At 36.9% G+C, this 24,260-nt stretch carries 27 protein-coding genes and 1 other RNA gene; 17 read left to right on the plus strand and 11 right to left on the minus strand.

Going from position 1 to position 24,260, the window contains the following annotated elements; genetic code table 11:
* Nucleotides 1–138: 138 nt before the first annotated feature.
* Nucleotides 139–549, minus strand: a complete 411-nt coding sequence (locus NZ519_01905) for a hypothetical protein (protein MCS7027494.1) — start codon at nt 547–549, stop codon at nt 139–141.
* Between the two features lie 15 nt (nt 550–564).
* Between NZ519_01905 and NZ519_01910 the strand changes: the two genes are divergently transcribed.
* The 10 genes from NZ519_01910 to rsmH all read left to right on the plus strand — a co-directional run bounded on the left by NZ519_01910 (nt 565) and on the right by rsmH (nt 6,826).
* The gene (locus tag NZ519_01910) at nt 565–960 is read left to right on the plus strand and encodes a DUF1573 domain-containing protein (protein MCS7027495.1); all 396 of its coding nucleotides are present in this window, start codon (nt 565–567) and stop codon (nt 958–960) included.
* A 113-nt stretch (nt 961–1,073) separates the two neighbouring features.
* Complete coding sequence (nuoB, locus tag NZ519_01915) at nt 1,074–1,574, plus strand: NADH-quinone oxidoreductase subunit NuoB (GenBank protein ID MCS7027496.1); 501 nt, start codon at nt 1,074–1,076, stop codon at nt 1,572–1,574.
* Between the two features lie 34 nt (nt 1,575–1,608).
* Nucleotides 1,609–2,112, plus strand: coding sequence for an NADH-quinone oxidoreductase subunit C (locus tag NZ519_01920; protein ID MCS7027497.1), 504 nt, complete (start codon nt 1,609–1,611; stop codon nt 2,110–2,112).
* 117 nt (nt 2,113–2,229) lie between these two features.
* Nucleotides 2,230–3,204: a deoxyhypusine synthase family protein gene (locus NZ519_01925; protein ID MCS7027498.1), complete on the plus strand. Its 975-nt coding sequence runs from the start codon at nt 2,230–2,232 to the stop codon at nt 3,202–3,204.
* A 142-nt stretch (nt 3,205–3,346) separates the two neighbouring features.
* Complete coding sequence (locus tag NZ519_01930) at nt 3,347–4,021, plus strand: hypothetical protein (GenBank protein ID MCS7027499.1); 675 nt, start codon at nt 3,347–3,349, stop codon at nt 4,019–4,021.
* Between the two features lie 2 nt (nt 4,022–4,023).
* The gene (locus NZ519_01935; protein ID MCS7027500.1) at nt 4,024–4,359 is read left to right on the plus strand and encodes a phage holin family protein; all 336 of its coding nucleotides are present in this window, start codon (nt 4,024–4,026) and stop codon (nt 4,357–4,359) included.
* Between the two features lie 55 nt (nt 4,360–4,414).
* On the plus strand, nt 4,415–4,960 hold the full coding sequence (locus tag NZ519_01940) for a SiaB family protein kinase (GenBank protein MCS7027501.1): 546 nt from the start codon (nt 4,415–4,417) through the stop codon (nt 4,958–4,960).
* Between the two features lie 25 nt (nt 4,961–4,985).
* Nucleotides 4,986–5,363 (plus strand): DUF1987 domain-containing protein, encoded by a 378-nt coding sequence (locus NZ519_01945; protein ID MCS7027502.1) that lies wholly within the window; start codon nt 4,986–4,988, stop codon nt 5,361–5,363.
* A 2-nt stretch (nt 5,364–5,365) separates the two neighbouring features.
* Entirely contained in the window at nt 5,366–5,926 is a 561-nt protein-coding gene (locus tag NZ519_01950; GenBank protein ID MCS7027503.1) for a hypothetical protein, read from the plus strand.
* Between the two features lie 3 nt (nt 5,927–5,929).
* Nucleotides 5,930–6,826, plus strand: a complete 897-nt coding sequence (gene rsmH, locus NZ519_01955) for a 16S rRNA (cytosine(1402)-N(4))-methyltransferase RsmH (protein ID MCS7027504.1) — start codon at nt 5,930–5,932, stop codon at nt 6,824–6,826.
* A gap of 284 nt (nt 6,827–7,110) precedes the next feature.
* Here the strand turns inward: rsmH and NZ519_01960 are convergent, their stop codons facing one another.
* The 5 genes from NZ519_01960 to NZ519_01980 all read right to left on the minus strand — a co-directional run bounded on the left by NZ519_01960 (nt 7,111) and on the right by NZ519_01980 (nt 13,578).
* Nucleotides 7,111–7,965: a DMT family transporter gene (locus tag NZ519_01960; protein MCS7027505.1), complete on the minus strand. Its 855-nt coding sequence runs from the start codon at nt 7,963–7,965 to the stop codon at nt 7,111–7,113.
* A gap of 16 nt (nt 7,966–7,981) precedes the next feature.
* Nucleotides 7,982–8,830: an MBL fold metallo-hydrolase gene (locus NZ519_01965; protein ID MCS7027506.1), complete on the minus strand. Its 849-nt coding sequence runs from the start codon at nt 8,828–8,830 to the stop codon at nt 7,982–7,984.
* Between the two features lie 22 nt (nt 8,831–8,852).
* On the minus strand, nt 8,853–10,082 hold the full coding sequence (locus NZ519_01970; GenBank protein MCS7027507.1) for an exonuclease SbcCD subunit D C-terminal domain-containing protein: 1,230 nt from the start codon (nt 10,080–10,082) through the stop codon (nt 8,853–8,855).
* A gap of 11 nt (nt 10,083–10,093) precedes the next feature.
* Complete coding sequence (locus NZ519_01975) at nt 10,094–12,700, minus strand: AAA family ATPase (GenBank protein ID MCS7027508.1); 2,607 nt, start codon at nt 12,698–12,700, stop codon at nt 10,094–10,096.
* 80 nt (nt 12,701–12,780) lie between these two features.
* Complete coding sequence (locus NZ519_01980; GenBank protein MCS7027509.1) at nt 12,781–13,578, minus strand: universal stress protein; 798 nt, start codon at nt 13,576–13,578, stop codon at nt 12,781–12,783.
* Between the two features lie 234 nt (nt 13,579–13,812).
* Here NZ519_01980 and NZ519_01985 point away from each other — a divergent pair, with 234 nt between their 5' ends.
* On the plus strand, nt 13,813–14,703 hold the full coding sequence (locus tag NZ519_01985) for a Na/Pi symporter (GenBank protein MCS7027510.1): 891 nt from the start codon (nt 13,813–13,815) through the stop codon (nt 14,701–14,703).
* On the opposite strand, the gene NZ519_01990 is transcribed toward NZ519_01985, so the two are convergent.
* Genes NZ519_01990 through NZ519_02000 form a run of 3 tightly spaced genes read right to left on the minus strand, consistent with a single transcriptional unit; the run spans nt 14,704 to nt 16,729 of the window.
* Nucleotides 14,704–14,826, minus strand: coding sequence for a hypothetical protein (locus NZ519_01990; GenBank protein ID MCS7027511.1), 123 nt, complete (start codon nt 14,824–14,826; stop codon nt 14,704–14,706).
* Between the two features lie 30 nt (nt 14,827–14,856).
* Nucleotides 14,857–15,441: an SMC-Scp complex subunit ScpB gene (scpB, locus tag NZ519_01995; GenBank protein MCS7027512.1), complete on the minus strand. Its 585-nt coding sequence runs from the start codon at nt 15,439–15,441 to the stop codon at nt 14,857–14,859.
* A gap of 16 nt (nt 15,442–15,457) precedes the next feature.
* On the minus strand, nt 15,458–16,729 hold the full coding sequence (locus tag NZ519_02000; GenBank protein ID MCS7027513.1) for an insulinase family protein: 1,272 nt from the start codon (nt 16,727–16,729) through the stop codon (nt 15,458–15,460).
* A gap of 124 nt (nt 16,730–16,853) precedes the next feature.
* On the opposite strand from NZ519_02000, the gene rnpB reads away from it, so the two are divergent.
* The 3 genes from rnpB (at nt 16,854) to nadC (ending at nt 19,882) form a co-directional block, all read left to right on the plus strand.
* Nucleotides 16,854–17,201: RNase P RNA component class A (rnpB, locus tag NZ519_02005), an RNA gene on the plus strand.
* Between the two features lie 52 nt (nt 17,202–17,253).
* Nucleotides 17,254–19,008: a DEAD/DEAH box helicase gene (locus NZ519_02010; GenBank protein ID MCS7027514.1), complete on the plus strand. Its 1,755-nt coding sequence runs from the start codon at nt 17,254–17,256 to the stop codon at nt 19,006–19,008.
* 19 nt (nt 19,009–19,027) lie between these two features.
* Nucleotides 19,028–19,882, plus strand: coding sequence for a carboxylating nicotinate-nucleotide diphosphorylase (gene nadC, locus NZ519_02015; protein ID MCS7027515.1), 855 nt, complete (start codon nt 19,028–19,030; stop codon nt 19,880–19,882).
* Between the two features lie 12 nt (nt 19,883–19,894).
* Here the strand turns inward: nadC and NZ519_02020 are convergent, their stop codons facing one another.
* The gene (locus NZ519_02020; protein ID MCS7027516.1) at nt 19,895–21,073 is read right to left on the minus strand and encodes an aspartate aminotransferase family protein; all 1,179 of its coding nucleotides are present in this window, start codon (nt 21,071–21,073) and stop codon (nt 19,895–19,897) included.
* A 100-nt stretch (nt 21,074–21,173) separates the two neighbouring features.
* Between NZ519_02020 and NZ519_02025 the strand changes: the two genes are divergently transcribed.
* The 3 genes from NZ519_02025 to NZ519_02035 all read left to right on the plus strand — a co-directional run bounded on the left by NZ519_02025 (nt 21,174) and on the right by NZ519_02035 (nt 22,991).
* Nucleotides 21,174–21,701: a hypothetical protein gene (locus NZ519_02025; GenBank protein ID MCS7027517.1), complete on the plus strand. Its 528-nt coding sequence runs from the start codon at nt 21,174–21,176 to the stop codon at nt 21,699–21,701.
* Nucleotides 21,698–22,603: a 4-hydroxy-tetrahydrodipicolinate synthase gene (gene dapA, locus NZ519_02030; GenBank protein MCS7027518.1), complete on the plus strand. Its 906-nt coding sequence runs from the start codon at nt 21,698–21,700 to the stop codon at nt 22,601–22,603. Before NZ519_02025 ends, dapA begins: the two co-directional genes overlap by 4 nt.
* 130 nt (nt 22,604–22,733) lie before the next feature.
* Nucleotides 22,734–22,991, plus strand: coding sequence for a hypothetical protein (locus tag NZ519_02035; protein MCS7027519.1), 258 nt, complete (start codon nt 22,734–22,736; stop codon nt 22,989–22,991).
* A 76-nt stretch (nt 22,992–23,067) separates the two neighbouring features.
* On the opposite strand, the gene NZ519_02040 is transcribed toward NZ519_02035, so the two are convergent.
* The gene (locus NZ519_02040; protein ID MCS7027520.1) at nt 23,068–24,189 is read right to left on the minus strand and encodes an NAD(P)/FAD-dependent oxidoreductase; all 1,122 of its coding nucleotides are present in this window, start codon (nt 24,187–24,189) and stop codon (nt 23,068–23,070) included.
* Nucleotides 24,190–24,260: the final 71 nt, after the last annotated feature.

Genomic DNA, 24,260 nt, shown 5'->3' on the forward strand with positions numbered 1-24,260 from the left:
GTTAGCGTAGCCCGTAGCACGCCGACCTTGCCCACACAAGCGCAAGCGAAGTGTGGGCAAGGGCACGCCCAAAAAAAATTACAAATGCTTTTTACTTAGCTTCATTACTCTTTTTGCTGTGCATACTTCATTTTATTTTCAATTGTGCATGGATAGAGATTGGTAAATGTAGTCTACTTGTTTGTGCATATCCTGCTCCTTACAAATACGCAAACCCAAAGTATAAGCACGAAGTAAAACATGCTCCACAGCACATAAAATATCAACTTTGTCTTTCATCTTTTGAAGATGAGCAAGAATCCTCATGCAATTGTTGGGCAACTTTTTTTGAGAAGGGTCTATCTCAATCAAAACAAATAAACGTTTTTTATCAGGCAAAGACTGCAAAATAAAATCAACATAAAAGTCATCTGAATGGCTGTCTGTGTCTATGTATTCTAAATTCAAACCTTGTTGCTCTAACAGCTTTAGTAAAGGATGTCTGAAATAAGTAGGAAAATCAGGCTTAGCATAAATGACCAATAAAGTTGCAGCACATTCGTTTTTCATACCTATCTTTGTAACATGAACGTGAATAAAATTATCATCACTTTGCTGATTGTAGCCTTACTATCTGCTTGTAAAGGTAGTAAAAAAGACCAAGAGCAAAAAGCCATTCTTAAATTTCAGGAAACGCAGTACAATTTTGGCACAGTCAAAAATGGAGATACCGTACGGCATGTGTACAAGTTCAAAAACGAAGGAAAAGTACCCTTAATCATCAAAGATGCAAAAGTAGCTTGCGATTGTACTATTCCTACTTGGAGTAAAGAACCTATTCCGCCAGGGGGAGAAGGAGAGATAAAAGTAGAATTTCGTTCCAAAGATAAAGTAGGTACGGCTAGAAAAGAAATTAAAATTTATGCTAACACAGAACCTGAAGTACAGTCTATTTTTTTAATAGGGGAGGTTGTACAGTGAATTTTAGAAAATGTTGTAAATGAATTTGACAGCAAATGAAAAATATTGTATGTTTGTAAAACTTTGAAAACCTACCTTAAAAGAACTGTGTTATAGAAAAAACAAGAATCATTATGGGATTATTTGATAAACAATTTGAAAGCGGAGGTTTTATCATCACTAAAATAGATGACGTTTTGAATTGGGCAAGGTTATCTTCATTGTGGCCCATGGGATTCGGTTTAGCTTGCTGTGCCATTGAAATGATGGCAACTATGGCGAGTAATTACGATTTAGACCGATTTGGCGTATTTCCGCGTCCTTCACCACGGCAAAGCGACGTAATGATAGTAGCAGGCACAGTTACCTTCAAAATGGCTGACCGCGTACGCCGCTTATATGAACAAATGCCCGAACCTCGTTATGTAATTTCAATGGGAAGCTGTGCAAACTGCGGCGGACCTTATTGGGAACATGGCTATCATGTAGTCAAAGGTGTAGATAGAATAATCCCTGTGGATGTATATGTGCCAGGCTGTCCTCCTCGCCCCGAAGCCCTAATCGGCGGAATACTCAAATTGCAAGATAAAATACGTAACGAAAGTTTAATGGTTCCCAAAGCTTTAGTGGATTAAAAAACATTCAACATAAATTTAAATTTTTGAACCTATGACTGTACAAGAAATTGCCGATGCTATTGTAGCTAAGTTTGGCGAAGACGCCATTTTAGAAAAAAAATTAGACATTTTACAGCCAGCGCTGTACGTCAATCCTGCAAAGTTAGTGGATATATGTTTCTTTTTGAGGGATACAGAACCTTTTTACTTTGACTACCTTTCGTGTATTAGCGGGGTAGATTACGGAGTAAAAGAAAACATGCTAGGGGTAGTCTACCATTTGTGTTCTATTCCCAACGAAGGTTTTTTGCTAACTCTACATGTTAAAATACCTCGCACCACTGAAAACGGAGATTTACCTTCTGTACCTAGCGTTTCTGCTGTGTGGCGCGCTGCGGATTGGTTAGAACGAGAGACTTATGACTTAATGGGAATTAAGTTTGAAAACCATCCTGATTTACGCCGTATTCTTTGTCCTGATGATTGGGTAGGGCATCCTCTTCGTAAAGATTACGAAGTTCAGGAATACTATCATGGGATTAAAGTAAAATACTAGGCTTTACACATTAACAGAAAGTTATTCATAGCGCTCCTTTCAAGGTCTAGGGGGCGCTATTGTTTTCTTATGTTAAGTTAATGTGTATTTTTTGTTCAATATCTTTATTTTTGCGGCATGAACAGAGGTCCCGTTTCAGAATTTATTGAAAAAAACTTCTTGCACTTTAACGCTGCTGCCCTATTAGACGCAGCAAAGGCTTATGAAAAACACATATCCGAAGGTGGAAAAATGATGATTACCCTAGCAGGAGCAATGAGCACCGCTGAACTGGGAATATCTTTGGCAGAAATGATTAGGCAAGATAAGGTTCATATAATTTCCTGCACAGGTGCAAATTTAGAGGAAGATATCATGAACTTAGTTGCACATAATCACTACAAACGTATACCTAATTACAGGGATTTAACACCTGAAGATGAATGGGAACTCTTACAAAATGGCTTTAACAGAGTAACAGATACTTGTATCCCCGAAGAAGAAGCTTTTAGGCGTATTCAAAAGCATATCTATAAGCAATGGAAAAACGCGCAAGATAAGGGGGAACGGTACTTTCCTCATGAATATATGTATAAAATGCTGCTTTCAAGGGAAATGGAGCAGTACTACGAAATTGACCCCAAAAATAGCTGGGTATTGGCTGCAGCAGAGAAAAATTTACCTATGGTAGTACCAGGCTGGGAAGATTCCACAATGGGAAACATTTTTGCTTCTTACTGCATAAAAGGAGAATTGCAGCCTAACATTGTCAAGTCTGGAATTGAGTACATGGTTTGGTTAGCAGATTGGTATGTGAAAAATTGTTCAGGTAAAGGCATAGGATTCTTTCAAATTGGGGGAGGAATTGCAGGAGACTTCCCTATATGCGTTGTCCCTATGTTATATCAAGATTTACAAATGCATGATATTCCATTTTGGAGCTATTTTTGCCAAATTTCGGATTCTACTACTAGTTACGGTTCTTATTCGGGAGCAGTACCTAATGAAAAAATAACATGGGGTAAACTTGGCGTAGATACTCCTAAATTTATCATAGAATCGGATGCAACCATCGTAGCACCCTTGATTTTTGCTTGGGTGTTAGGAATGTAGTAACTTTTTGATAGGTCTTTCATTCTTTACATAAACATAATTGTAAAAACGAGAAAAACTTGTCAACTTTGTACTAAAATATAAATGGCGTATGTATAAAAGCTGTGTGCTATTATTTATTTACCTTGCTTTGAACACTTCAATGGCACAAATCATCAATCAGTTTATTTATCCTGATGAATTTTGTGTCTTTCAAAAGTCTATGCTTAAAAAGAAGTATGTCAAGCAGCTAGATGTCTATACAACTGAAGATATGCGGAAAGAAACCTTAGTAGAAAGCTATAATTTTGAAAAAGGCGTTATCAACGGGTATAGAAATGCTAATAACAGCAACTATGCAGTATACGTACGTACAGCATACGGTAGCCGTTATATAGATAGCGTAGTTTGCCCCACAGAAGCTCGGATTAGCTTAACTTACAATGGTCCTAGAATAAAGGTAGTGTACTACCAATACGACAGTGTCAATAAATCTTTTCAGGCTAACCCAACTATTTACGAAATAAAAACCAACGATTTTGCTAAAATAACAGCAGTGAATGCTTACCGATTAGAAGGCAAAAAAAAGGTAAAGCTTTACAACATTACTTACAAGTACGAAGGGGCTACCGTACTTAAATCTTTTTCAGGTGTTGTAGCAGGACAAAAAATTAAAGGAACAGTGGAAAGCGACTATTCAGGTAAAATTCAAAAAGTTATCTATCCTGATAAAGAAATTACTCACAAATACAGTAAGGACGGTCTATTAAGCCAAAAAACTGTTAATGCAAAAGATAGTGAACCTATCACGTACTACTTCAAATATACGTTTGAATAATTATGGCAGATTTTAAGGAAGAGCAAAATTTGGTTATTCATTTGATAGAATATCTCAAAAAACATTTTTTAGTTACAAAGCAGGAGATAAAAATTGATATACTCAAAACCGCAGCAGCACTTCTTTTTACGGTACTGCTGCTGTGTGTATCCTTATTTTTTTTGTTCACTTTAACAATTTGTTTAGCCTTTGTATTGAGATTCTGGATGGGAAGCTATATTTTAGCTTTTGGAATTCTAGCTCTTTTTTATGCCATTTTAGCACTTATTCTTTACTTTTATCGTGTTAAGTTGAAATCAAAAATTGTACAGAAAATCATCGAACAAATAGAACAATAATTTGGAATGTAACATATTCGTTTTTTATATTTGTAACAAAATTACAAGGGTAAGCATGGTAAACTTACATAAATACTACTTTGACATGGTACAAGAAAACATCCTTGTGCTGTTCAAAGGCTACGTAACTCCTGACTTATTAAGTGCTATTTTGGAAATTGCAGAGCAAAAATTAGAAGAACTCGGCGAGGCTAAACGCATTCAAAAAAAAGTATATAATGTATTGGTAGAAGCTTTTCAAAATGCATATAACCATGTTGATGAGATTGAAAATCCTTTGTACAAAAATTCGGTTATTTTGTCGGTAGGCAGAGATGAAGACTTTTACTACGTGATGACAGGAAACTGCATGTACGCTAACCGTGTTGATAAACTCAAATCAAATATTGAAGAGATAAATGGACTATCAAAAGAAGAGTTAAAAGAAAGATATATGAATGTAATGGCTAATGAAGGATTTTCAGAAAAAGGAGGTGCAGGATTAGGATTGATGGATTTAATTCGCAAATCAGGTCGTCCTTTAGAGTACAACTTTACACCTATCAACGAAAATTATTCCTACTTTTCACTTTGTGTAAGAGTTCCCGTACAAGAATCTTAATCTTAAAAATAAATTTTGAACGAGCATGGAAAAAATAAAAATAGAACCTACTAATAAAACCCCCCGCATAGAGCTAGATCCTGAAGCGGGCTTACTAAAAATAGAGGGGCGTTCTATTCCTGAAAATTCTTTCGAGTTTTACAAGCCTGTTATGGCTTGGTTAGATGAGTATGCCAAGTCCCCCAATGCAAGTACATTGTGTACCTTTAAGTTTGAGTACTTCAACACCAGCTCTTCAAAGTGTATTTTAGACATTTTCAGAAAACTAGAACAAATTCATCAAAATGGCAGTTCAGTAGTCATCAGCTGGTACTATGACGAAGATGATGAAGATATGCAGGAAACAGGTGAGGACTATAAAAGTATTATAAAAGTACCTTTCAAGGTTATCCCTAACAGTTAGAAATGCAAGAAATATCAGAAAAAAAAACTGTTTTTGAGTATGAAACACAAGTATTAAATAACGCCCGTCAAATACTGCAAAACGGGACTCTCCCCGACTATAGAGAGCCTTACACAAAGCTCACCGAAGCATATATGGTTTTACTTGATGATATTAGGCTACTCACTTCGGTGAGCGACAGACTACAACGAAAACATAACCAAACGAACCAAAGACTACGTGAATTAAATGAGGAACTTAGCCAACAAGCTGAAGAGATAAAAGCTATCAACGAAGCTTTACAAGCTAAAAATGCTGAAATAACCACTCGAATTGAAGAACTCAAAGCTACTAAAAATGACCTGACTTTAGCCCGAATTCGCAGAAAAGCAACTAGTATCATTGTAGTAGTAGCCATAATTTTGCTCATTCTGACAGAACTTTTTGACCGTTTTGTGATGGCAGGAACCTCTTGGGCATCCAAGATTATTTTAATTATCATCATTAAGCCGTTAGACAACTTCATTATGGAACAACTCAAACGAAGAGAATTCTCGCGATCTAGCTTGCCTTCTTCCGAATAAGTAATGTTTTATCACGTTCCTGTATTACTATCAGAAACTGTACAAGCATTAGTCCATAATTTCAGCGGAATCTACGTTGATGCTACATTTGGTGGAGGGGGACACGCACAGGCTATTCTAAATCGCCTTACTCCTGAAGGCAAGCTAATTGCTTTTGACCAAGATAAAGACGTACCTTTTGAAAAAATACCACAAACTAACTTTTATTTTGTACATACCAACTTTGCTAATATAGGCCAAATTTTATCCGATTTAAGAATCACTTCGGTAGATGGAATTTTAGCGGATTTAGGCGTATCTTCATACCAAATAGATACGGCTGCACGAGGTTTTAGCTTCCGTTTTGATGCACCTCTAGATATGCGTATGAACCAAGACCAATTTCTTTCAGCGGTTGAAGTGGTTAATACTTATCCTTCTGAAAAATTATATTCTCTATTCAAACTATATGGCGAAGTACACAATCCTAAATTACTAACAGAATGTATTATACAAGCCCGTAAATTGAGTCCCATTAAAACTACCTTTCAACTTATAAAGGCTATTCAAAAAGCTGCGCCTAAATTTAATCAATATGGCTACTATGCCCAAGTATTTCAAGCTATTCGCATAGAGGTTAACCAAGAATTGGAAAACTTAAAGACATTTTTGTACCAAAGCATAGAATGTCTCAAATCTAAGGGTAGATTAGTAGTATTGACGTATCACTCTTTGGAAGATAGAATAGTAAAAAACATTATGCGCTATGGAAATGCTGACGGAAAACCCCAAAAAGACACGTATGGAAATTTGCTACGCCCTCTTGTGCCTATCCAGAAGCCTATTCTGCCTACCGAATCCGAGATACAAGCTAATCCCCGAGCAAGAAGCGCAAAATTGAGAGTAGCAGAAAAGATCTAAAATACACCAAAACAAAGGGCGTTTTTTTGAAAATTACATTTGCTACTTTAAGGGTTACTATTACTCTCTGCTATTATGTTTTTCCTAACTTTTTCTTTTTGCTCTAACAATTAACTTCTTTTTCACGCCCCTTATCAAAACTTTTATACTGTGCGTCGCTATGCTTCCCGTTCTCTTCTATCAATTTTTTGATTTGACGCTATACTCTCTAAAATTTTAGCCACTAAGCCTACCTCATCTCTTTCTATTAGATATGGATAGTATCGCTCATTCTAAAAATTTTCTCACTTTTTATTGACGCAGTAAATTCCTACAATAATCAGCAACATGCCTATAATATGTAAAAAATGTATTTTCTCTCCTGCATAAACTGCCCAAGCTAAGGCTACTATTGGAATGGTATAGGTAACAGAACTCGCAAATAAGGTACTACTTAGCTGAACTAACCTATTAAAAAATACTAATGAAATTGCACTACCTAACACACCCAATATCAAAACACTGTACAATGGGCTAAAATTATGCATACTTTGCAATCGAGTAATGAAATCTGTACTTAACAAATAACCTGCCGAAGGTAATAACAATGTCGCTAGGGATAGACTGGCTAAAGCCAAAGGATGGATATCTACTAAATGATGCTTAATTACATTCACACTAATGCCATAGCACAATGTAGCTAAAAGTATCATTCCTGCATAAAGAATAAGACTGCTATCTGCTTTTAAGGAAACACTAGTAGCGGTTATACATATACAGCCTGCAAAACCAATCAAAATTCCTATTTTTTGTATTTGCTTTATCTTGTCTTTGTACAAGAAAATAGAAACTAACAAAGTAAAAATAGGGGTCAAAGCGTTAAGTACACCTGTTATGCCGCTATCTAACTTAGTTTCTGCCCCTGCAAATAAAATAGCAGGTATAAAATTTCCTGTAAGCGCGGACAAAATAATAAATTTCCAACGGGTTTGAGATACTTTGAATACATGAGGTACTGCAAAAACTAATAGCGTTGAACTGGCAGCAAACATTCTTAGCATGGCTAATTGCATAAAAGTAAAGCCCTTCAAACCTTCTTTAATTAAAATAAATGAGCTTCCCCATATCAAAGATAAAAGTATCAATAAAAACCAACGCATAATTCAGAAAACCTAGCTACACAATCTCTTGTAAGCTAAACTTTTCTCCGTACACAAATCCACCTTTTTCGTTGAGCGTTACTGTACTACATTCAATATAAGGGTCATGTTCGTAGAAAAGTATCCAATTTTCTTGTAGGGCTTGCTGTAAAATAGGTTCTTTTTCTTGTAAAGTTGTTAAAGGAAACATATCATAGCCCATTACGTAAGGCAAAGGTACATGTCCGTGCGTAGGGATGAGGTCTGCGGCATAGAGTATTTTTTTATTCTTATATGTAATCAAAGGAAGCTGCATGCCTATGGTATGCCCATTCATTACTTTCAACTCCATGTTTTCAAAAAGAGATATATTACCTTCTATCAATTCCAATTGCCCGCTTTCGGCAATAGGCTGTAAGTTCTCGGCAAAGAAGCTACTTTTTTCACGCGCATTCGGCTTGTTTGCCCATTCCCAGTGAGATTTTTGCACATAAAATTTTGCATTCTTGAAAGCGACTTCATAACGATTTTTAGCACTATTCCACTCTGTGCTTCCTCCACAATGGTCAAAATGAAGATGAGTCAAAATAACATCTGTAATGTCTGCTCTCGAAAAGCCAAGTTTTTGCAAAGAACTATCCAGCGTGTATTTGTCATGATTGATATCATAAATTTGCTTAAACTTTTCGTTATACTTGTGTCCCAAGCCATTGTCTACTAAAACTAGTCGGTTAGAGTACTCAATAAGTAAAGCACGCATGCTTAGTAGAATGAGATTATTTTCATTAGCGGGATTAGTTTTTTGCCATATTGTTTTAGGGACTACGCCAAACATAGCTCCGCCATCTAGACGAAACCAGCCTGTTTCCACAGTGTACAGGTTCATGGTTCAAAAGTAGAAAAAAAGTTCAAACCTTACTTTTAACTTGTTCACCTAGAATGGATAATACTTCGTCAAAAGTAATTCTTAATTCTTCTTGTTGCTCAGGAGGAATATTTTCACACCGTTTTCTAAAAACTTCATGCGGAGTAAGCTTTTTTAAATCAGTAGAAATGGATACATCCTCTTCCAGTCCTTGCTCAATGTACTGTTTTTCTACTTTAACAGCTAGTACGCTGATATTTTTTTTGTTTTTTACTACTTCTTCTACCTGCTGCTTAATTTGTAGTTGTTTTTCGTATAAAACTACAGTTACCTCTACCCATAAAGTAGGTTCCTCAGAACTGTGTGATAAAGTGGATAGCTGTTTTTTGACCTCATCCAAAGAGCCTCTGATGCGCAAAAGTTTTCTATAAGTAGGGATAGGAATGCAGTTAATAATTGGTTCTGAATTCGGTTGAATATCAATGACAACAATCTGTTTTTCTATGCCTAACTCACTAAAACTTAAAGGTATAGGTGAACCTGCATAACGAATGTGTTCGTAATTAGCTACTTTTTGAGGTTTATGGATATGCCCCAAAGCTACATATTTGAAGCCACTAGGGAACTGAGCTTCCACTTGACCTAAATTGCCAAGATGTATCATTTTTTCACTTTCGGAAGTTTGACTGCCTACGGCAAATAGATGCCCTGTGGCTATAATAATCGGGGGAATATGAGGTAGAGATTGAATATATTCATGTAGTTTTTGATAGTGTGCAATAATAGCTTCTTTTAATCTTTGTTCTTTAGCCTCATAAGTTTCACCTGCTACAAAATAGCGTAGGTCTCTATCGCGTAGAAATGGCACAGCGCATACTATAGCTTCGGGAGCATCTTTTGAAGTGGAGTATATTGGAATTATTTCATCCTGTAAGTTACCTGTTGTACAACCAACTACGTGTATGTTAAGGGCTTTTAGAATCTCTTTTGGCGCATTGAGCAGACTAGCAGAGTCATGATTTCCACCAATAATAATCACACTTTTACACGAAGGTATTTTAGCAGTACGGGATAAAAATTCATAATACATTTGTAACGCATCTTGGGGTGGGTTGTAAGCGTCAAAAATATCACCTGTAATGAGTAGCACATCAGCTTGTAAAGCTTGTACTTGATTTAATAGCCAATTTAAGAAATGGAGATGCTCTTCTTTTCGGTCCATTTCGTACAATCGCATGCCCAAATGCCAATCTGAAGTATGTATAAAACGCATGATTGTAGATTTTAGACCATGAAACCGATGCGGTTGCCTTTGATAGACTCATCCATTTTGAACTCTTCTACGTCTTTTAAGGTAACAGTTTTCAAGACTTCTGGTTTTCTTTCCTCTGGGTTTAAGTTTGCTAACCTCAAATGCTGATTCTTAATTACCTTTTCAATCACTTTTCTTACTAAGCGAGCATTGCCAAAGTTTTTATCTCTGTATTTATAGGCATTTTCAAAATAGGTCTTAAGATGCAAACGAGCTGTGCTGTCTAGTTCCAAATTCTCATCTTTGAGCATATTTTCAGCAATAGTAAGCAGTGCATCGGGCTTGCTATCTTCAAAATGAAAAGTTCTGTCAAAGCGAGAACTTAAACCTGGATTTGCTTGCAGAAACTCTTTCATGTTTTGGGTGTATCCTGCTACAATTACAATAAACTTTCCTCTATCGTCTTCCATTCGTTTGAGTAGAGTTTCTACTGCTTCCTTTCCAAAATCTCCTGAATAGCCTGAAGAAGTGAGTGAGTAAGCTTCATCTATAAAAAGTACTCCACCCATAGCTTTGTTGATTTGTTCGTTGGTTAGAATAGCGGTTTGACCTACATAACCTGCGACTAAGTCTTTGCGAGTTACTTCTACTAAATGACCTCTTTCCAAAATTCCCAAAGCTTTGAATATATCTGCCAATAAGCGGGCTACTGTGGTTTTTCCTGTACCAGGGTTACCTGTAAATACTGTGTGCAAAGACAAATTACGAATATTTTTACCTGTTTCTCTATAAAAACGTATCAGTTTTACAAGCTCATTGACGTCTTGTTTGATATTTTCCATTCCTACGAGTTTATTGAGGGCGTTGAGAGAATCAGCTAAAAGTTCCTCATCAATAGGTATATCTACATACTCTTTTTCCTGTTTTTCAAATATTTTGGCTACATCTTCTTTTTGTACAGTAGAAAGTTCTTCGGGGCTTAGGTTTTGCAAATTGGGGTTTTGCATTAGTCTTAGCCCCATGTTCATTTTGGCTTCATCAATCCAAGAGTTGATTAAACGGGCATTACCAAAAGTTTTGGTACGCTTGCGATAGGCATCTACAATTTCTTCGTAAAGTAGTTCTTGGGCTTCTTTTGAAAGTTTGATATTGCGTTTTTGGGCAGCATATTCAGCAATTTGCATCAGTTCTTTGGGAGTATAATCATCAAACTCAAAATAATAGTTAAATCTAGACTTTAAGCCGGGGTTAGATTCTAAAAAAGCATGCATTTCTTCGGGATAACCTGCTACAATTACTGCAAAATCACAGTTAGGGTCAGACATTTCTTTTAACAATATCTCAATTACTTCCCTACCAAAGTCTTTAGAGTCTACTTCACCTTTACGTGCAAGGGAATAGGCTTCATCAATAAAAAGTATTCCGCCGCGCGCATCGTCAATTACCTTTTTAGTCTTAGGTGCAGTCTGACCAATATACTCACCTACTAGCATAGCTCTATCTGCATGGATAACATGCCCGCGAGCTAACAAGCCTAAAGATTTGTATATTTTACCTAATAGCAGTGCCACAGTAGTTTTGCCTGTACCTGGGTTACCTGTAAATACAGAGTGAAGAACAATCCGCTCATCATCTGCTAATCCTCTTTCTTTACGAAATTGAAGAAATTGTAAGTATTGTGCATACTCCCTAACTTTTTTCTTAACATTTTTTAGACCAATCATTTGGTCTAGCTCTTTCATTACTTCTTCACTGCTATCTACCAAAGTTTTAGATTTTTGAATTTTTCCTTTGGCATCAATTGTAGGAAGAAAATTACTGGGGGTATCTTCATCAGCTTCAATAAAGCCATTACCTACTTCAAAAGGTACTACGGCAATGAGTTGGTCCATAAAAACAACTTCCAGGGTGTATTTACCATGATACCAAGTAGGTGAGCTTTCGTGTCCCCATCCATCATTAAAATAAATTGTTTGATAATTTTCAAACCACTTGAAGTAATGAATATGCCCTTTGAGTTCGCCTGTTTGAGTTCTGAAGTTAAAATTTATCTCACAAGGAAAAGCTTCTTTTCTACGGTTTTGAGCTTTGAACTCAAACCAAATATATCTTGTAGTTTCTCGGTCAAATTGTTTGTGGTGTTTTCGGCTGGCTTCGGGCAAGTTACTGGTACCTGCTTCGTAAAGCTTGATAGAGGTAATCTCAAAGTAAGGATTTTCGTTCTCTTTTACTAAACCTATATTAACAATGTAAAAATCCACTTTTGCTAATAAATTCCCTTCTGACCAAGCTTCCCAACGATATTCCCCTTTTTTCCACCAAGGTGTATCATTGCCCCAGCCCTGTCGTATGTATACAATGTTTTGACTTTTAGGTATTTCTCTGCTCAAATCCATGTCACAGATGGCTTCACCTGTTCTATTGTTGAAGCATTTGAGGTGAAAGTCTAAATACCAATCTTCTTCATCAAATTTTTTGTTGTAAAAAGAATATTCAGCATAAATGTATGTGGCTTCTTGTTGGTCAAAAACCACTCTGTACTTTTTCTCTTCCCTGTTCACTGATTCGGGAGATACGTAAACTCTAAAATCTTTAAACCGCAAGAATTCGTCTATATTTCTATTTTTTCTTTTCGCCATTGTACTAAATTTCTTAAATCCGATTAGAAGGATAACAAATTTACTAAAAAAAAGCCTTTTGTCAAACTATTTGCTCTGTTTTATGCTCTTAAAGTTAATACAGGTATGGTAGCGTTATTGATGCAGTACTCTGTTACACTGCCCAAAATCAGTGCTTTGATGCCCATGCGCGCATGAGTAGCCATTATTATTAAATCGAAGTTATTTTTTTCGCTGTAACTGATAATAGTTTCAGCCACGCTGTCCTCTCTATCTACAAAATTGAATTCTACTTTAATCCCTGAACTTTGATACAAATTGTTGTATTTTTGTAAAACTTGGCGAGAATTCTCATCTTCCTCACCTACGTAAATCAGTTCTATTTCTGCTTGCATGTATTTTACAAATTCAAGAGCGTAAGTGGATAAACCTTGCACAGTTAATTTTGGATCAATAGGTAATAAAATCTTTTTGAAGTTAGGTTCTGTTTTAATAGACTTTATACTCAAAACAGGGCAGGGGGCAATTTTAGCAACTTTGGTAGTATTAGTTCCTAACCATTCTTCTTCGTCTAATCCGCGAGTAAACATTACGACTAAGTCAATACTGTGTATTTCTGCTTGTTCTGCTATACATTCTGTAATCTCCCCAAAAGTGATAATCGGTGTAACTTGCTCAAAATGATATGTTTTTCTCCATATTTCAAATTTTTGTTGTACAGCTTGTAAAACAGTGTTTCTATCGGCTTTATTATCTACGCCGTATCGTCTGTAATCTCCTTCAATACTATGGATGAGAAATAAACAAGCATTTAGCTTGCTGGCTAGTTTATTGGCATAGTGCGTGTATTCCACTGCTTCTACGGAAAAATCTACGGGGGATAGAATTTTCTTAAACATTGCACAAAAATAGAAAAATGTACTTAGTAATGTGTAAAATTCGCAAAAAGTAAAAAGTGAATTGAATGTTTTGGGTAACCGTCCTACTTTTAGCTATTCAAAAAAGACCCATTAAAATAAAAAAGCAGATTTGATAATAATAAAATAACAACAATAACTTAAAGTTGTAAAAATCAATTAAGGGAGATGGTGTTGGAAATAATACTAAATATTTTAGGTGGACTAATTTTGTTCTTGTATGGACTAACACATATTTCGCAAGCAATACAAGCAAGCGTGGGGCATAAAGCTTCTGTTTGGATATTAAAATTCACTAAAAATATTTTTTTGGCTGTTTTAGTCGGAATTGTAGTTACTACTTTGTTAGATTCTTCTTCTGCTGTTATCATCATTACCATTGTGTTAGTAAATAGTAAAGTAATATCTTTTAGACAAGCTATGGGGGTAGTACTGGGTGCAAATATAGGCACTACGGTAAGTAGTCAAATTATTGCTATGGATGTAGGTAAATACTCCCCTTTGTTTTTACTCATTGGCTTTATAGTTATTCTTATTTCAAAAACAGCCCGATTATCTAATATTGGTAAGATAATACTGTATTTTGGAATTATATTTTTTGGATTGCATACCATGGAGCAGTCAGTGGCGCCTTTAAAGCAATCAGATATTTTTATGAACTGGCTATCTCGCATAAACAGTCCAATAGAAGGTGCTTTGTTAGGAGCCTTGATTACCATTATTATCCAATCTTCTTCTGCTACAGTAGGAATTGCAATTGTTTTAGTGAAAAAGGGGCTCTTGTCTATTGCTATGAGTATTGCTGTAATGATAGGGGCAGAGTTAGGGACTTGCTCTGATACTTTACTGGCTACTATTCGCAGTAGCCCAGCTGCTATCAAAACAGGGCTTTTTCATCTTATTTTTAATCTCATATCAGCAATTACAGGTTTGATTTTGTTTTATTATTTTGTGGATTTTGTAATTTGGACAAGCGGTCATGCTCCTCCGGCACGAATAATTGCCAATGCTCATGTATGGTTTAATGTACTTGGAGTATTGTTTTGGATATGGGTTGTTCCAGTATTTGAACGCTTGTTAAACCGAATTCTACCTGAAAAAACATAATTAAAAATTGATTTTTGGGCGTTTCCCTTGCTGCGCAAGGGTCGGGGGCATTCCGCACGTAGCCTGCAGCACACCGCCCTTGGTCACACTTCGCTTGCGCTTGTGTGGCAAAGGCACACCCAAAAAATAAAAAATTCATTAAACAATTCTAACCTACTCATCAGGTAATATGTCCATTCCAGGTAAAGAAAAGGCACTAACTTCATCAATATCAGGCAGCTTAGGTAATTGACTAAGACTTTTTATACCCAAGTATTCCAAAAAAAATGAAGATGTGCCATACAAAAGAGGTCTGCCCGGCAAATCTGACTTGCCTAGTATCACTATCAAGTTTTTTTCTAACAGCTTTTGTATAGCATAATCGGAATTTACTCCACGAATAAACTCAACATCAGCTTTGGTTACAGGTTGGCGATAGGCAATAATAGCTAAACACTCCATTGCCGCTTGCGAAAGCTTCTTCCGATTGCGAATAAGTAAAGCTTCCTTAACAAATGTGGAATACTTTGCCTTAGATACAAATTGATAGCCCTCCGCAATGTTAATGAGCTCAAAACCGTATTCATCCCCCTGATAACGATGCATGAGAGTAGCTATAGCGTCTGTAATATCGGTCAAAGTTACCTCTAAGCTGAATAAGTCTTTGTTCTGCAAAAGCTTGAGTATATCCTCCACTTTTACAGGATTTTCAGAAGAAAAAATGATTGACTCTACGATAGGTACGATTTCCTTTTTCATTTAGATATACGCTTTTTTATCCGCCTGCTTTGACATATATCCATTGAGTAGGGTCAAGATAAAGTTGAGCAAGGTTATACAAGTCCTGTGCACTAATTTGCTTGATAGTATCTACAAACTGATACAGATGCTGCGTATCGTATCCGAGAGTAATTAAACTTTTGTAATAGTCTGCGGTATTAAAAGCGGTTTCAAAATCTCCTGTGAGCTGCCCTAACATGTAATTTTTGACTATTTCTAACTCATCTTGACTAATAGGTTCATTACAAAGTTTTTGTGCTTCTATTTTTATTTGTTCAATGGCATCATCGGCTACAGCAATTCCTACGTCTGCGGCTATGCTAAGATAACTATCCTGCTTTAATCCTATCAAAGAGGCATACACACCGTAGGTATAGCCTTTTTCCTCGCGTAAATTACTCATTAGGCGAGATCCGAAATAGCCCCCATAGGCAGTAATCAATACTTTTAATTTTAAATAATCAGGATGAGCATGGTGAATCATGCGCGCCCCGATACGCAGACTTGCTTGCATAGCATCAGATTTAGGTACATGAATAGTTCCTGTTTGCACTTGGGGTAGATCAATAGCAGGTTTTTGAAAATATCTGCCCGATGTATGTCCCCAATACCGATTGAGCCACTCCAAAACTTGGTCTATATCGTACTCATCCCCTGAAACTAAAATAAAGCTGTTTTCAGGAATATATGCATCTTTATGGAACTGTATGAGTTCAGATTGATGCACAGCACTATAATCTTGCTCATCCATTACATATCCGTAGGGATGCTGGGGATATAGGGCTTTTTTGAAAGCATTACCTGCTAAATAAGAAGTTTTTTGTTTATTTACCTTAAGCTGCTCTATATGGCGCTGCTTCCACAGTTCTATTTCGGATTCAGGGTAGGCAGGTTCGGTAATTACTTCGTAAAGAATAGGCAGAACTTTTTCTAAGTGCTTGACCGAAGTGTAGAGAGAAACATCTGCAATCTCATTAGCGCAGTAAGTTTGTAGATAAGCTCCGTAAAAGTCTAAGGCATCAAAAATTTCTTGGCTAGTTTTGTGGGCTGTTCCTTCGGTAATGAGGGCATTTGCCGCAATAGGTATATGCTTGGCTATGCTGGCAGTGTTTCCTGCATAAAACACTATACTAATTTGTAAAATAGGTACGTTTCCCTGTTGAATAAAAAACACGGGTACTTTATTATTGAGCTGCTTTTGGATTAAAATTGGAAAGCGAATTTCTTTAAGCGGTTGAACCGCAGGCATTACACTTCTATCTACCATTATGGCAAAAATAGGTAATTTTCTGTTTTAGATAGGTGCTTACGAAATTTTTACTGCGCTGGTAATTGTGAATTACTTTTAACAACTACTTGATAGATTGTAGTTTTTTTTCTATTTTTGCCTACAAGCGTATCGAGGTATCGCTGCGTTAAGCAGAGGAAAGTCCGAACAGCACAGTGCACCCTGCTTCCTAACAGGAAGGCATACTTGCGGAAGGTATGACAGATAGTGCCACAGAAAATATACCGCCTGTCCTTTTGGGCAGGTAAGGGTGAAAAGGTGCGGTAAGAGCGCACCGCTACTTTGGTGACAAAGTAGGCAGGGCAAACCTCAGGGGCTGAAAGACCAAATATACCTGCGCTATCAGGGTGGCACGCCCGAGCAGGTGGGTAGGTCGATAGAGTTATATTGCGAAATATAACCTAGATAAATGATACCTCTCGACAGAATTCGGCTTACAGATACGCGCTTCCGCATTTTGTGTTCAAACAAATTCTTACCTTTGTGCCTTAATTACTGAATAAATGGCACAAGGGTTTGAAACTTTTGGTCTATCTCCAGAATTGCTACGTGCTATCAGCGATTTAGGATATACCAAACCAACAGAAATTCAAGAAAAAGCAATTCCGTTGTTACTAATTCAGAATCAAGACTTTATTGGAATAGCTCAAACGGGAACTGGAAAAACCGCAGCCTTCGGCTTAGCCTTACTGCAAAAAATTGATACAAAAAGCAAACATATACAAGGTTTGATTCTGTGTCCTACAAGGGAACTGTGTATTCAAATTACAGAAGATTTGCAATCTTATGCAAAATATATTGCGGGCATGCGAATTCTTAGTATTTACGGTGGTACTAATATCCAAACTCAAATCAAGCAAATAAAACAAGGAGCAAACATTGTAGTAGCTACACCAGGGCGCTTGCTAGACCATTTACAACGAAAGACTATTCAGATAGATCAAATTCACACGCTTATTTTAGATGAAGCAGATGAAATGCTAAACATGGGTTTCAAAGAAGATATTGATGCTATTCTTGCCCAAGCCCCTTCTACTAAAAGAATATGGCTTTTTTCAGCCACTATGCCCGAAGAAGTCCATGCTATCGTTAAAAATTACATGCATCAGCCGTACGAGATAAAAATTGCTCAAAAAAATGAAACTGCTCCGAATATCACACATCGCTATTACGTATGCCGCCCAAATGATAAATATGAAGTCCTAAAACGTTTATTAGACTACTATCCTGACATTTATGCAATTGTATTTGTTCGTACTAAGGCAGAGACCCAAGAAATTGCAGAAAAGCTTATCCACGAAGGATACAACGCCGATGCCCTACACGGCGATTTATCTCAATCCATGAGAGATAAAACAATGAAACGATTTAGAGAAAAACATTTGCAAATTTTAGTAGCTACAGATGTAGCAGCTCGTGGCTTAGATATTGACGACATTACTCATGTTATCAACTATGATTTACCTGACGAAATAGAAACGTATATTCACAGAGCAGGGCGAACAGCCAGAGCAGGTAAAAGCGGCTATTGCTTATCTATCATTACTCCTCAACAGGAAAGAAAAATTCAAAGTATCAAAAACCTTATCAAGAAAAATATTCATAAATTCCCTATTCCACAGCCTGGTGAAGTAGTAGAACGGCGTTTTATTCATTTTTTTAATACCTTAAAAAACTTGCCATACGATGAAACTTTAATTTCTGACTACTTGCCCCGCATCATGAAAAGTGTAGCCGATTTATCCCGGGAAGAGCTGATTAAGCGCTTCTCATACATGGAATTTCTGCAAGTGTTAAAGTATTATCAACATGCCAAAGACCTTTCTTTACCTGAAAACACATTTGAAGATAGGTCCAAACATACTCGCTTATTTATCAATTTAGGAGAAAAAGATGGCTTTGATACTATTGCGTTAATCAAGTTTATTGAAAAGCACACAAATGTTCCCAAAAGGAGTATTAAAAAAGTAGAACTACTTCCTGCTTTTTCATTTTTCACGCTATCTGAAAATTTCGCGGATACTGTTATTCAAACGTTGCAAGGTATAGTATATAAGGGTAGAACTATAAAGGTAGAATATGCCCATAAAAACCAAAAAAAACAATCATTTGTGCCTAATGATAAAAACAGACAAAAGAAACCAAATTTGAAGATGAAAAATGTTCAGAGTAAGAGCCGCGGCACTGAAAATAAAGCCAAAGTTTCAATAGAAGATTATTCCATTGATGCAAATAATCAATGGATACTTGACGAATAAAAATATTTAACTTTGTTTCATGGACTTTTTGCAACATCCACTCACGCAGAAAATTATTGATTTAGCCTTTGAGGAGGATTTAGGCAGCACAGGTGATATAACCACGTTAGCAACTTTACCCGATAATCGGATTGGTCAAGCTAAATTGATTTTTAGAGAAAAAGGTATTGCTGCGGGGATTAAATTAGCAGAACACATTTTTAAGCAATTAGAATCTACTGCTTCAGTGGATATTCGTGTTCAAGATGGGCAACCTGTTGAAAAAGGCGATATTGGTTTTTATGTAACTGCATCTTATCATACACTACTAAAAGCAGAGCGAGTAATCCTAAACTTTATGCAGCGCATGAGTGGTATAGCAACTATTACTCATGCAGTAGTACAAGCTTTGGAGGGACTACCTACACAAGTGTTGGACACGCGCAAAACTACTCCTGGCTTGCGGATTATTGAGAAATGGGCTGTGCAAATAGGAGGAGGAGTGAATTATCGGTTCGGCTTATACGATTGGATAATGATAAAAGATAATCATATAGACCACGCAGGGGGGATACAAAAAGCTCTACAACGTGTGCATGAATACCTTCAAAAACACCAACTTGACCTAAAAATTACTATTGAAACTCGCAATTTGTACGAAGTAGAGCAGGTTTTGAAAATAGGCGGAGTACATCAAATTATGCTGGACAACATGGATGAGCAAACTATGCGAAAAGCCGTGCAAATGATAAACAAACAATACCTCACAGAAGCATCAGGAAATATTACTCTTGAAAATGCTCGCCAAAAAGCTGAAACAGGAGTGGATTTTATTTCTATGGGTATGCTTACTCATTCTGTAAAAAGCTTGGATATTAGCTTAAAAGCAGTCTAAAACCTACTATTGCTATAGTATTTTTTCTAACACATCAAGTACATGATTTAATTCCTCATCTGTAATGGTGAGCGGAGGTGCTAAACGAATTTTATGGTCGGCATATAAAAACCAGTCTATCAATAGTCCTTGTTGCATGGCTTTTTGTACAACTTTTTGAACATCCGTAAAGTCTGCTAACTCCAAAGCCCATAATAGTCCTATTCCACTGTAACCTCGTATATTTTTGAACTTTTTAAGTCTCTGCTCTATGTGTTTTGCTTTATGTCGTACAGAGTCCAAAAAGTCTTTTTCTGTGATTACTTGTAAGGTAGCTAAGCTTGCTGCGCAGGATACAGGATGCCCGCCAAAGGTTGTAATATGTCCTAAAATAGGTGCATAAGACAAAGTTTGCATAATACTTTTAGGTGCTATAAAAGCGCCGATAGGCATACCTCCGCCCATACCTTTGGCAGTAAGCAAAATATCAGGTACTATTCCTATTTGTTCAAAATAGAATAATGTACCTGTGCGCCCAAATCCTGTCTGAATTTCATCAAAAATCAGCAAAGCTCCAACTTCATCGCACTTCTTACGAAGATTCTCTAAGTAATCTATATGGGCTATTTTTACTCCTGCTTCTGCTTGTATAGGTTCTATAAGTACTGCTGCGGTATTTTCATCTATGCTATTTAAGCAACATTGGCTATTAAGTAATGCAAATTCCACGTAAGGTAATAGAGGTTCATATCTATACTTAAAACTGTAAGAACCGTTGACACTCATTGCACCTAATGTACTACCATGATAACTCTGATGAAAAGCAATAATCTTTTTTCTATTTGTATAGCGTTTAGCCAACTTGATAGCCCCTTCTACGGCTTCACTTCCTGAATTCACAAAATACACACTATTGAGTGATTTAGGAAGATAGCTGCACAAAGTTGTAGCTAATTCTACTTGCGGGCTTTGAATATGCTCTCCATAGACCATAGTGTGCAGATACTTTTTACACTGCGTCTCAATAGCGTGTATAACTCTCGGATGCCTGTGTCCAATATTGCTGACAGAAATGCCACTGATGCAGTCAATATATTTTTTACCTTGATTATCGTAAATGTAAATACCTTCGGCTTTTTCTACTTCCAAAGCAAGGGGATAAGGACTAGTTTGTGCTACATGTTGGTAAAACAGCTCACGAATACTCGGCATGTAGCAATTATACAAATTAAAATTAGACACTCACACGGTTCATAATTTTGAATAAAAATAGACTTTAAGAAAAATTTTGTGTTAATTTGCTCATGCAGATATGCCGCTCAAAATTATTCAGAGACTTCAATTTCAGCGATTGAATAAAAGAAAGCACTTTGTTCACAGCAGTATTGCTTGGCAAGATACTAAAAGCTTTATTTTGTTTATTTCTCCGCAGAATGTTAATGAAGCGGTGTGTATTACTAAGTTTATTGATACATTGAAAAAACATACTACTCGGGTTAAGGTATTAGAATTTCTCAAAAGCAAAAAAGAACCTTCTTTACTTCCTTACACCTATGAACGCACACGCATTGATAACTCCCAAACAAATTTACTAGGCATTCCTAAATACTCTGCCGTAGAAATGTTTATAGACCAGCACTTTGATGTCTCTATTGACCTTACCCCAAAAGATAATATTGCTGCGCAGTACTTATGCTGTGCAATGGATATTACTATGCGTGTAGGCATACATGACAGTAATTGGGATTGTTATGAATTAGTTATTCCTGATATCTACGGTAATCTAAATGAACAAAATTTACTTTCTATCATTCATTATTTGCAAAAAATAAGACCATGAATACAGCATTTATCAAAGGAACAGGAGTAGCTTTGGTAACACCTTTTACAGCAGATAATCAAATAGATACCAAGGCTATACAAAGATTAGTATTCCGCATGATAGAAGGGGGTGTGGAATATCTTGTCCCTATGGGTACAACAGGTGAAAGCCCTACTCTTACTAAAGAAGAGAAAAAACAAATTATAGAAACTGTACTAGAAGCCAATCAGGGCAAGCTGCCTGTGGTTATGGGGATTGGGGGAAATGATACTCGCCAAGTTATTCAGGAGGTAGAGTATTATACCAAAAACTACAAATTAGATGGAATTTTGTCTGTATGTCCGTATTACAATAAACCTAATCAGAATGGAATATATGCGCACTATGCGGCTATTGCTCAAAGCACAGATTTGCCGATTATTATGTACAATATCCCACCTCGTACAGGGATTAACATGAATCCTGAAACAATTTTACGTTTAGCGAACGATTTCAAAAATTTAGTTGCGGTCAAAGAAGCGGCGGGGAGTGTACATCAAGTTATGCATATTATTGCTCAAAAGCCTGCTTCATTTTTAGTTACTTCAGGGGATGACAATTTAACTCTGCCTTTTGTGAGCGTGGGTGCTATTGGAGTAATTTCCGTAGCCGCTAATGTATTTCCGCGTGAGGTAAGTCAAAAAGTGCGTTTTGCTTTGCAGGGCGATTATGACAAAGCTCGTGAGTATCACTACAAGTTGTTGCGTTTTATGGAATTTTTGTTTGCAGAAGGTAATCCTGTTGGAGTAAAAGCAGCATTAGAAATAATGGGAATATGTTTGAAGAATGTTCGTTTGCCCTTAGTTCCTGCATCTGAAAAGTATTACCAAGAAATGGGGCATATACTCAAAGAGGTAAATGATAATTTTGGGATTGGATAAATTCAGAGTTTGCAAAGTATAGAAACTGAACCAAGACTAAGGTTTATGTTTTTACATAAGGGTTAGATTTTAATTTTTTTGGGCGTGCCCTTGTGGGCATTTCGCTTGCGCTCATGCCCACAAGGTCGGCGTGCTTCGGGCTACGCTTTCGCTTCGGTGCTACGCTGCGCTCCGCACCGTGCTAACGCACGCCCTCCGCATGCCTCACGCAATTGAATCTCTGAAAAATCCATTTCTCTGTAATTTATGCAAAGTTTTAGCTTGTAAGTACTTGTATTTCAAGCTTAAACAAGGTAAAGACATAACTGCACAGGTCAATTGCGTGAGGGGCATGGAGCATGCCGTTAGGCAGTACGAAGCGTTAGCGAAGTACCGAAGCGAAGCGTAGTGCGGAATGCCCCGACCCTTGCGTCAGCAAGGGGCACGCCCAAAAAAACTTCATAGTTCAAAAACTGTCAAAAAATTCACCTTATCCCGACTATTTCACTCAACACCAGCGGAATATTTTTTTTCAAAGTAGCTTTGAGCGTAGTATAAGGCTGCTGCCCAAGTATCAAATCTGTTAGAACCTTGCGAATAAACGGACTTTTCTGCGCCATCAAAACCATAGCATTAGTAAACCAAGTTTGATAAAACTTCGGAAAAATAGAAGCCGACTTCTGTAACTCCTGAATGATGGGGCTACACCTTTGATAATACTCTTCCACCTTGTTGTCAATGATAGATTGGGCTAAATACTCTGCGGACTTAAAAGCATAGTAAATTCCTTCCCCTGTAATTGGATCTGTAAATCCGCCTGCATCACCGATTAAAGCCCAGTTTTTGCCTTGTATATGTCCAGGATGCCATTGCCACACAATAGGAATAGTAGCCGAATAATACTTTTTGGGATTAAGCTCAAAGCTAGGATAGTAAGTAGATAAAAATTCTTTAACCGTATTGTAAGCCAACTCTTTGGAAAAACTTCCTGCTAATGAGAAAAAACCTACCGAACTATGGTCTTGGCGAGGAAATACCCACAAATATCCTGTGCGTTTTTTGTAAAACTTAATCACAGCTTCGTTTTCGTTCAATCCTTCAATGTAGTAGCCTATTCCTGAATATCTGTTTTTCAAAAATGGGGGAGCGCCAAGAAATCTGCGGCTTATACCTTGAGCCCCATCAGCACCAATAATAAAATCAAACCTGTAAACATGTTGAGTGTGCGTATGTACCTCAAAGCTTGTAGAAGTATGAATAATTTTTTGAACTTGCTCAGGTATCCACTTTACATTAACCTCCTTGCACTTTTCTAACATGTATATGCTCAATGCTTTACGAGATACAATCTGTAATGGTTGCTGACACTTTACCTTCACTTCTCGATTATTAGGGGCAATAAATCGGAAATCATGAATAATTTTTGAGAAAGTTGGCAAATCTTTCAATATTTCAAACTGTCTAAAAGCTTTGCTAGTAACCCCACCCCCACAAGGTTTTTCATAAGGAATTTGGTGGTCAAACAGTGTACAATCTATTCCTGCCTGAGTTAGCAAATAAGCTGCATATAAACCTGCTGGACCTCCGCCAATAATCCCGTATCTCATACCTATCTGCAAATGTACAACGCAAATGTCTTTAACAAAGTTAGATATGCCTAACCTTTTAGTATATTTGC

The organism is Bacteroidia bacterium (assembly GCA_025056095.1).
GTDB lineage: Bacteria > Bacteroidota > Bacteroidia > JANWVE01 > JANWVE01 > JANWVE01.

Excerpts from the sequence above, each read along its gene's own strand:
- nadC (MCS7027515.1), top strand. The coding sequence starts at position 19,028 with ATGGACTTTTTGCAACATCCACTCACGCAGAAAATTATTGATTTAGCC.
- NZ519_01970 (MCS7027507.1), bottom strand. The coding sequence starts at position 10,082 with ATGCGTTTTATACATACTTCAGATTGGCATTTGGGCATGCGATTGTAC.
- NZ519_02040 (MCS7027520.1), bottom strand. The coding sequence starts at position 24,189 with ATGAGATACGGGATTATTGGCGGAGGTCCAGCAGGTTTATATGCAGCT.
- NZ519_01920 (MCS7027497.1), top strand. The coding sequence starts at position 1,609 with ATGACTGTACAAGAAATTGCCGATGCTATTGTAGCTAAGTTTGGCGAA.
- dapA (MCS7027518.1), top strand. The coding sequence starts at position 21,698 with ATGAATACAGCATTTATCAAAGGAACAGGAGTAGCTTTGGTAACACCT.
- NZ519_01975 (MCS7027508.1), bottom strand. The coding sequence starts at position 12,700 with ATGGCGAAAAGAAAAAATAGAAATATAGACGAATTCTTGCGGTTTAAA.
- NZ519_02020 (MCS7027516.1), bottom strand. The coding sequence starts at position 21,073 with ATGCCGAGTATTCGTGAGCTGTTTTACCAACATGTAGCACAAACTAGT.
- NZ519_01945 (MCS7027502.1), top strand. The coding sequence starts at position 4,986 with ATGGAAAAAATAAAAATAGAACCTACTAATAAAACCCCCCGCATAGAG.
- NZ519_01965 (MCS7027506.1), bottom strand. The coding sequence starts at position 8,830 with ATGAACCTGTACACTGTGGAAACAGGCTGGTTTCGTCTAGATGGCGGA.
- NZ519_01925 (MCS7027498.1), top strand. The coding sequence starts at position 2,230 with ATGAACAGAGGTCCCGTTTCAGAATTTATTGAAAAAAACTTCTTGCAC.
- rsmH (MCS7027504.1), top strand. The coding sequence starts at position 5,930 with ATGTTTTATCACGTTCCTGTATTACTATCAGAAACTGTACAAGCATTA.
- NZ519_01905 (MCS7027494.1), bottom strand. The coding sequence starts at position 549 with ATGAAAAACGAATGTGCTGCAACTTTATTGGTCATTTATGCTAAGCCT.
- NZ519_02000 (MCS7027513.1), bottom strand. The coding sequence starts at position 16,729 with ATGGTAGATAGAAGTGTAATGCCTGCGGTTCAACCGCTTAAAGAAATT.
- NZ519_01980 (MCS7027509.1), bottom strand. The coding sequence starts at position 13,578 with ATGTTTAAGAAAATTCTATCCCCCGTAGATTTTTCCGTAGAAGCAGTG.
- nuoB (MCS7027496.1), top strand. The coding sequence starts at position 1,074 with ATGGGATTATTTGATAAACAATTTGAAAGCGGAGGTTTTATCATCACT.
- NZ519_02025 (MCS7027517.1), top strand. The coding sequence starts at position 21,174 with ATGCCGCTCAAAATTATTCAGAGACTTCAATTTCAGCGATTGAATAAA.
- NZ519_01950 (MCS7027503.1), top strand. The coding sequence starts at position 5,366 with ATGCAAGAAATATCAGAAAAAAAAACTGTTTTTGAGTATGAAACACAA.
- NZ519_01935 (MCS7027500.1), top strand. The coding sequence starts at position 4,024 with ATGGCAGATTTTAAGGAAGAGCAAAATTTGGTTATTCATTTGATAGAA.
- NZ519_02010 (MCS7027514.1), top strand. The coding sequence starts at position 17,254 with ATGGCACAAGGGTTTGAAACTTTTGGTCTATCTCCAGAATTGCTACGT.
- NZ519_01930 (MCS7027499.1), top strand. The coding sequence starts at position 3,347 with ATGGCACAAATCATCAATCAGTTTATTTATCCTGATGAATTTTGTGTC.
- NZ519_01960 (MCS7027505.1), bottom strand. The coding sequence starts at position 7,965 with ATGCGTTGGTTTTTATTGATACTTTTATCTTTGATATGGGGAAGCTCA.
- NZ519_01940 (MCS7027501.1), top strand. The coding sequence starts at position 4,415 with ATGGTAAACTTACATAAATACTACTTTGACATGGTACAAGAAAACATC.
- NZ519_01910 (MCS7027495.1), top strand. The coding sequence starts at position 565 with ATGAACGTGAATAAAATTATCATCACTTTGCTGATTGTAGCCTTACTA.
- scpB (MCS7027512.1), bottom strand. The coding sequence starts at position 15,441 with ATGAAAAAGGAAATCGTACCTATCGTAGAGTCAATCATTTTTTCTTCT.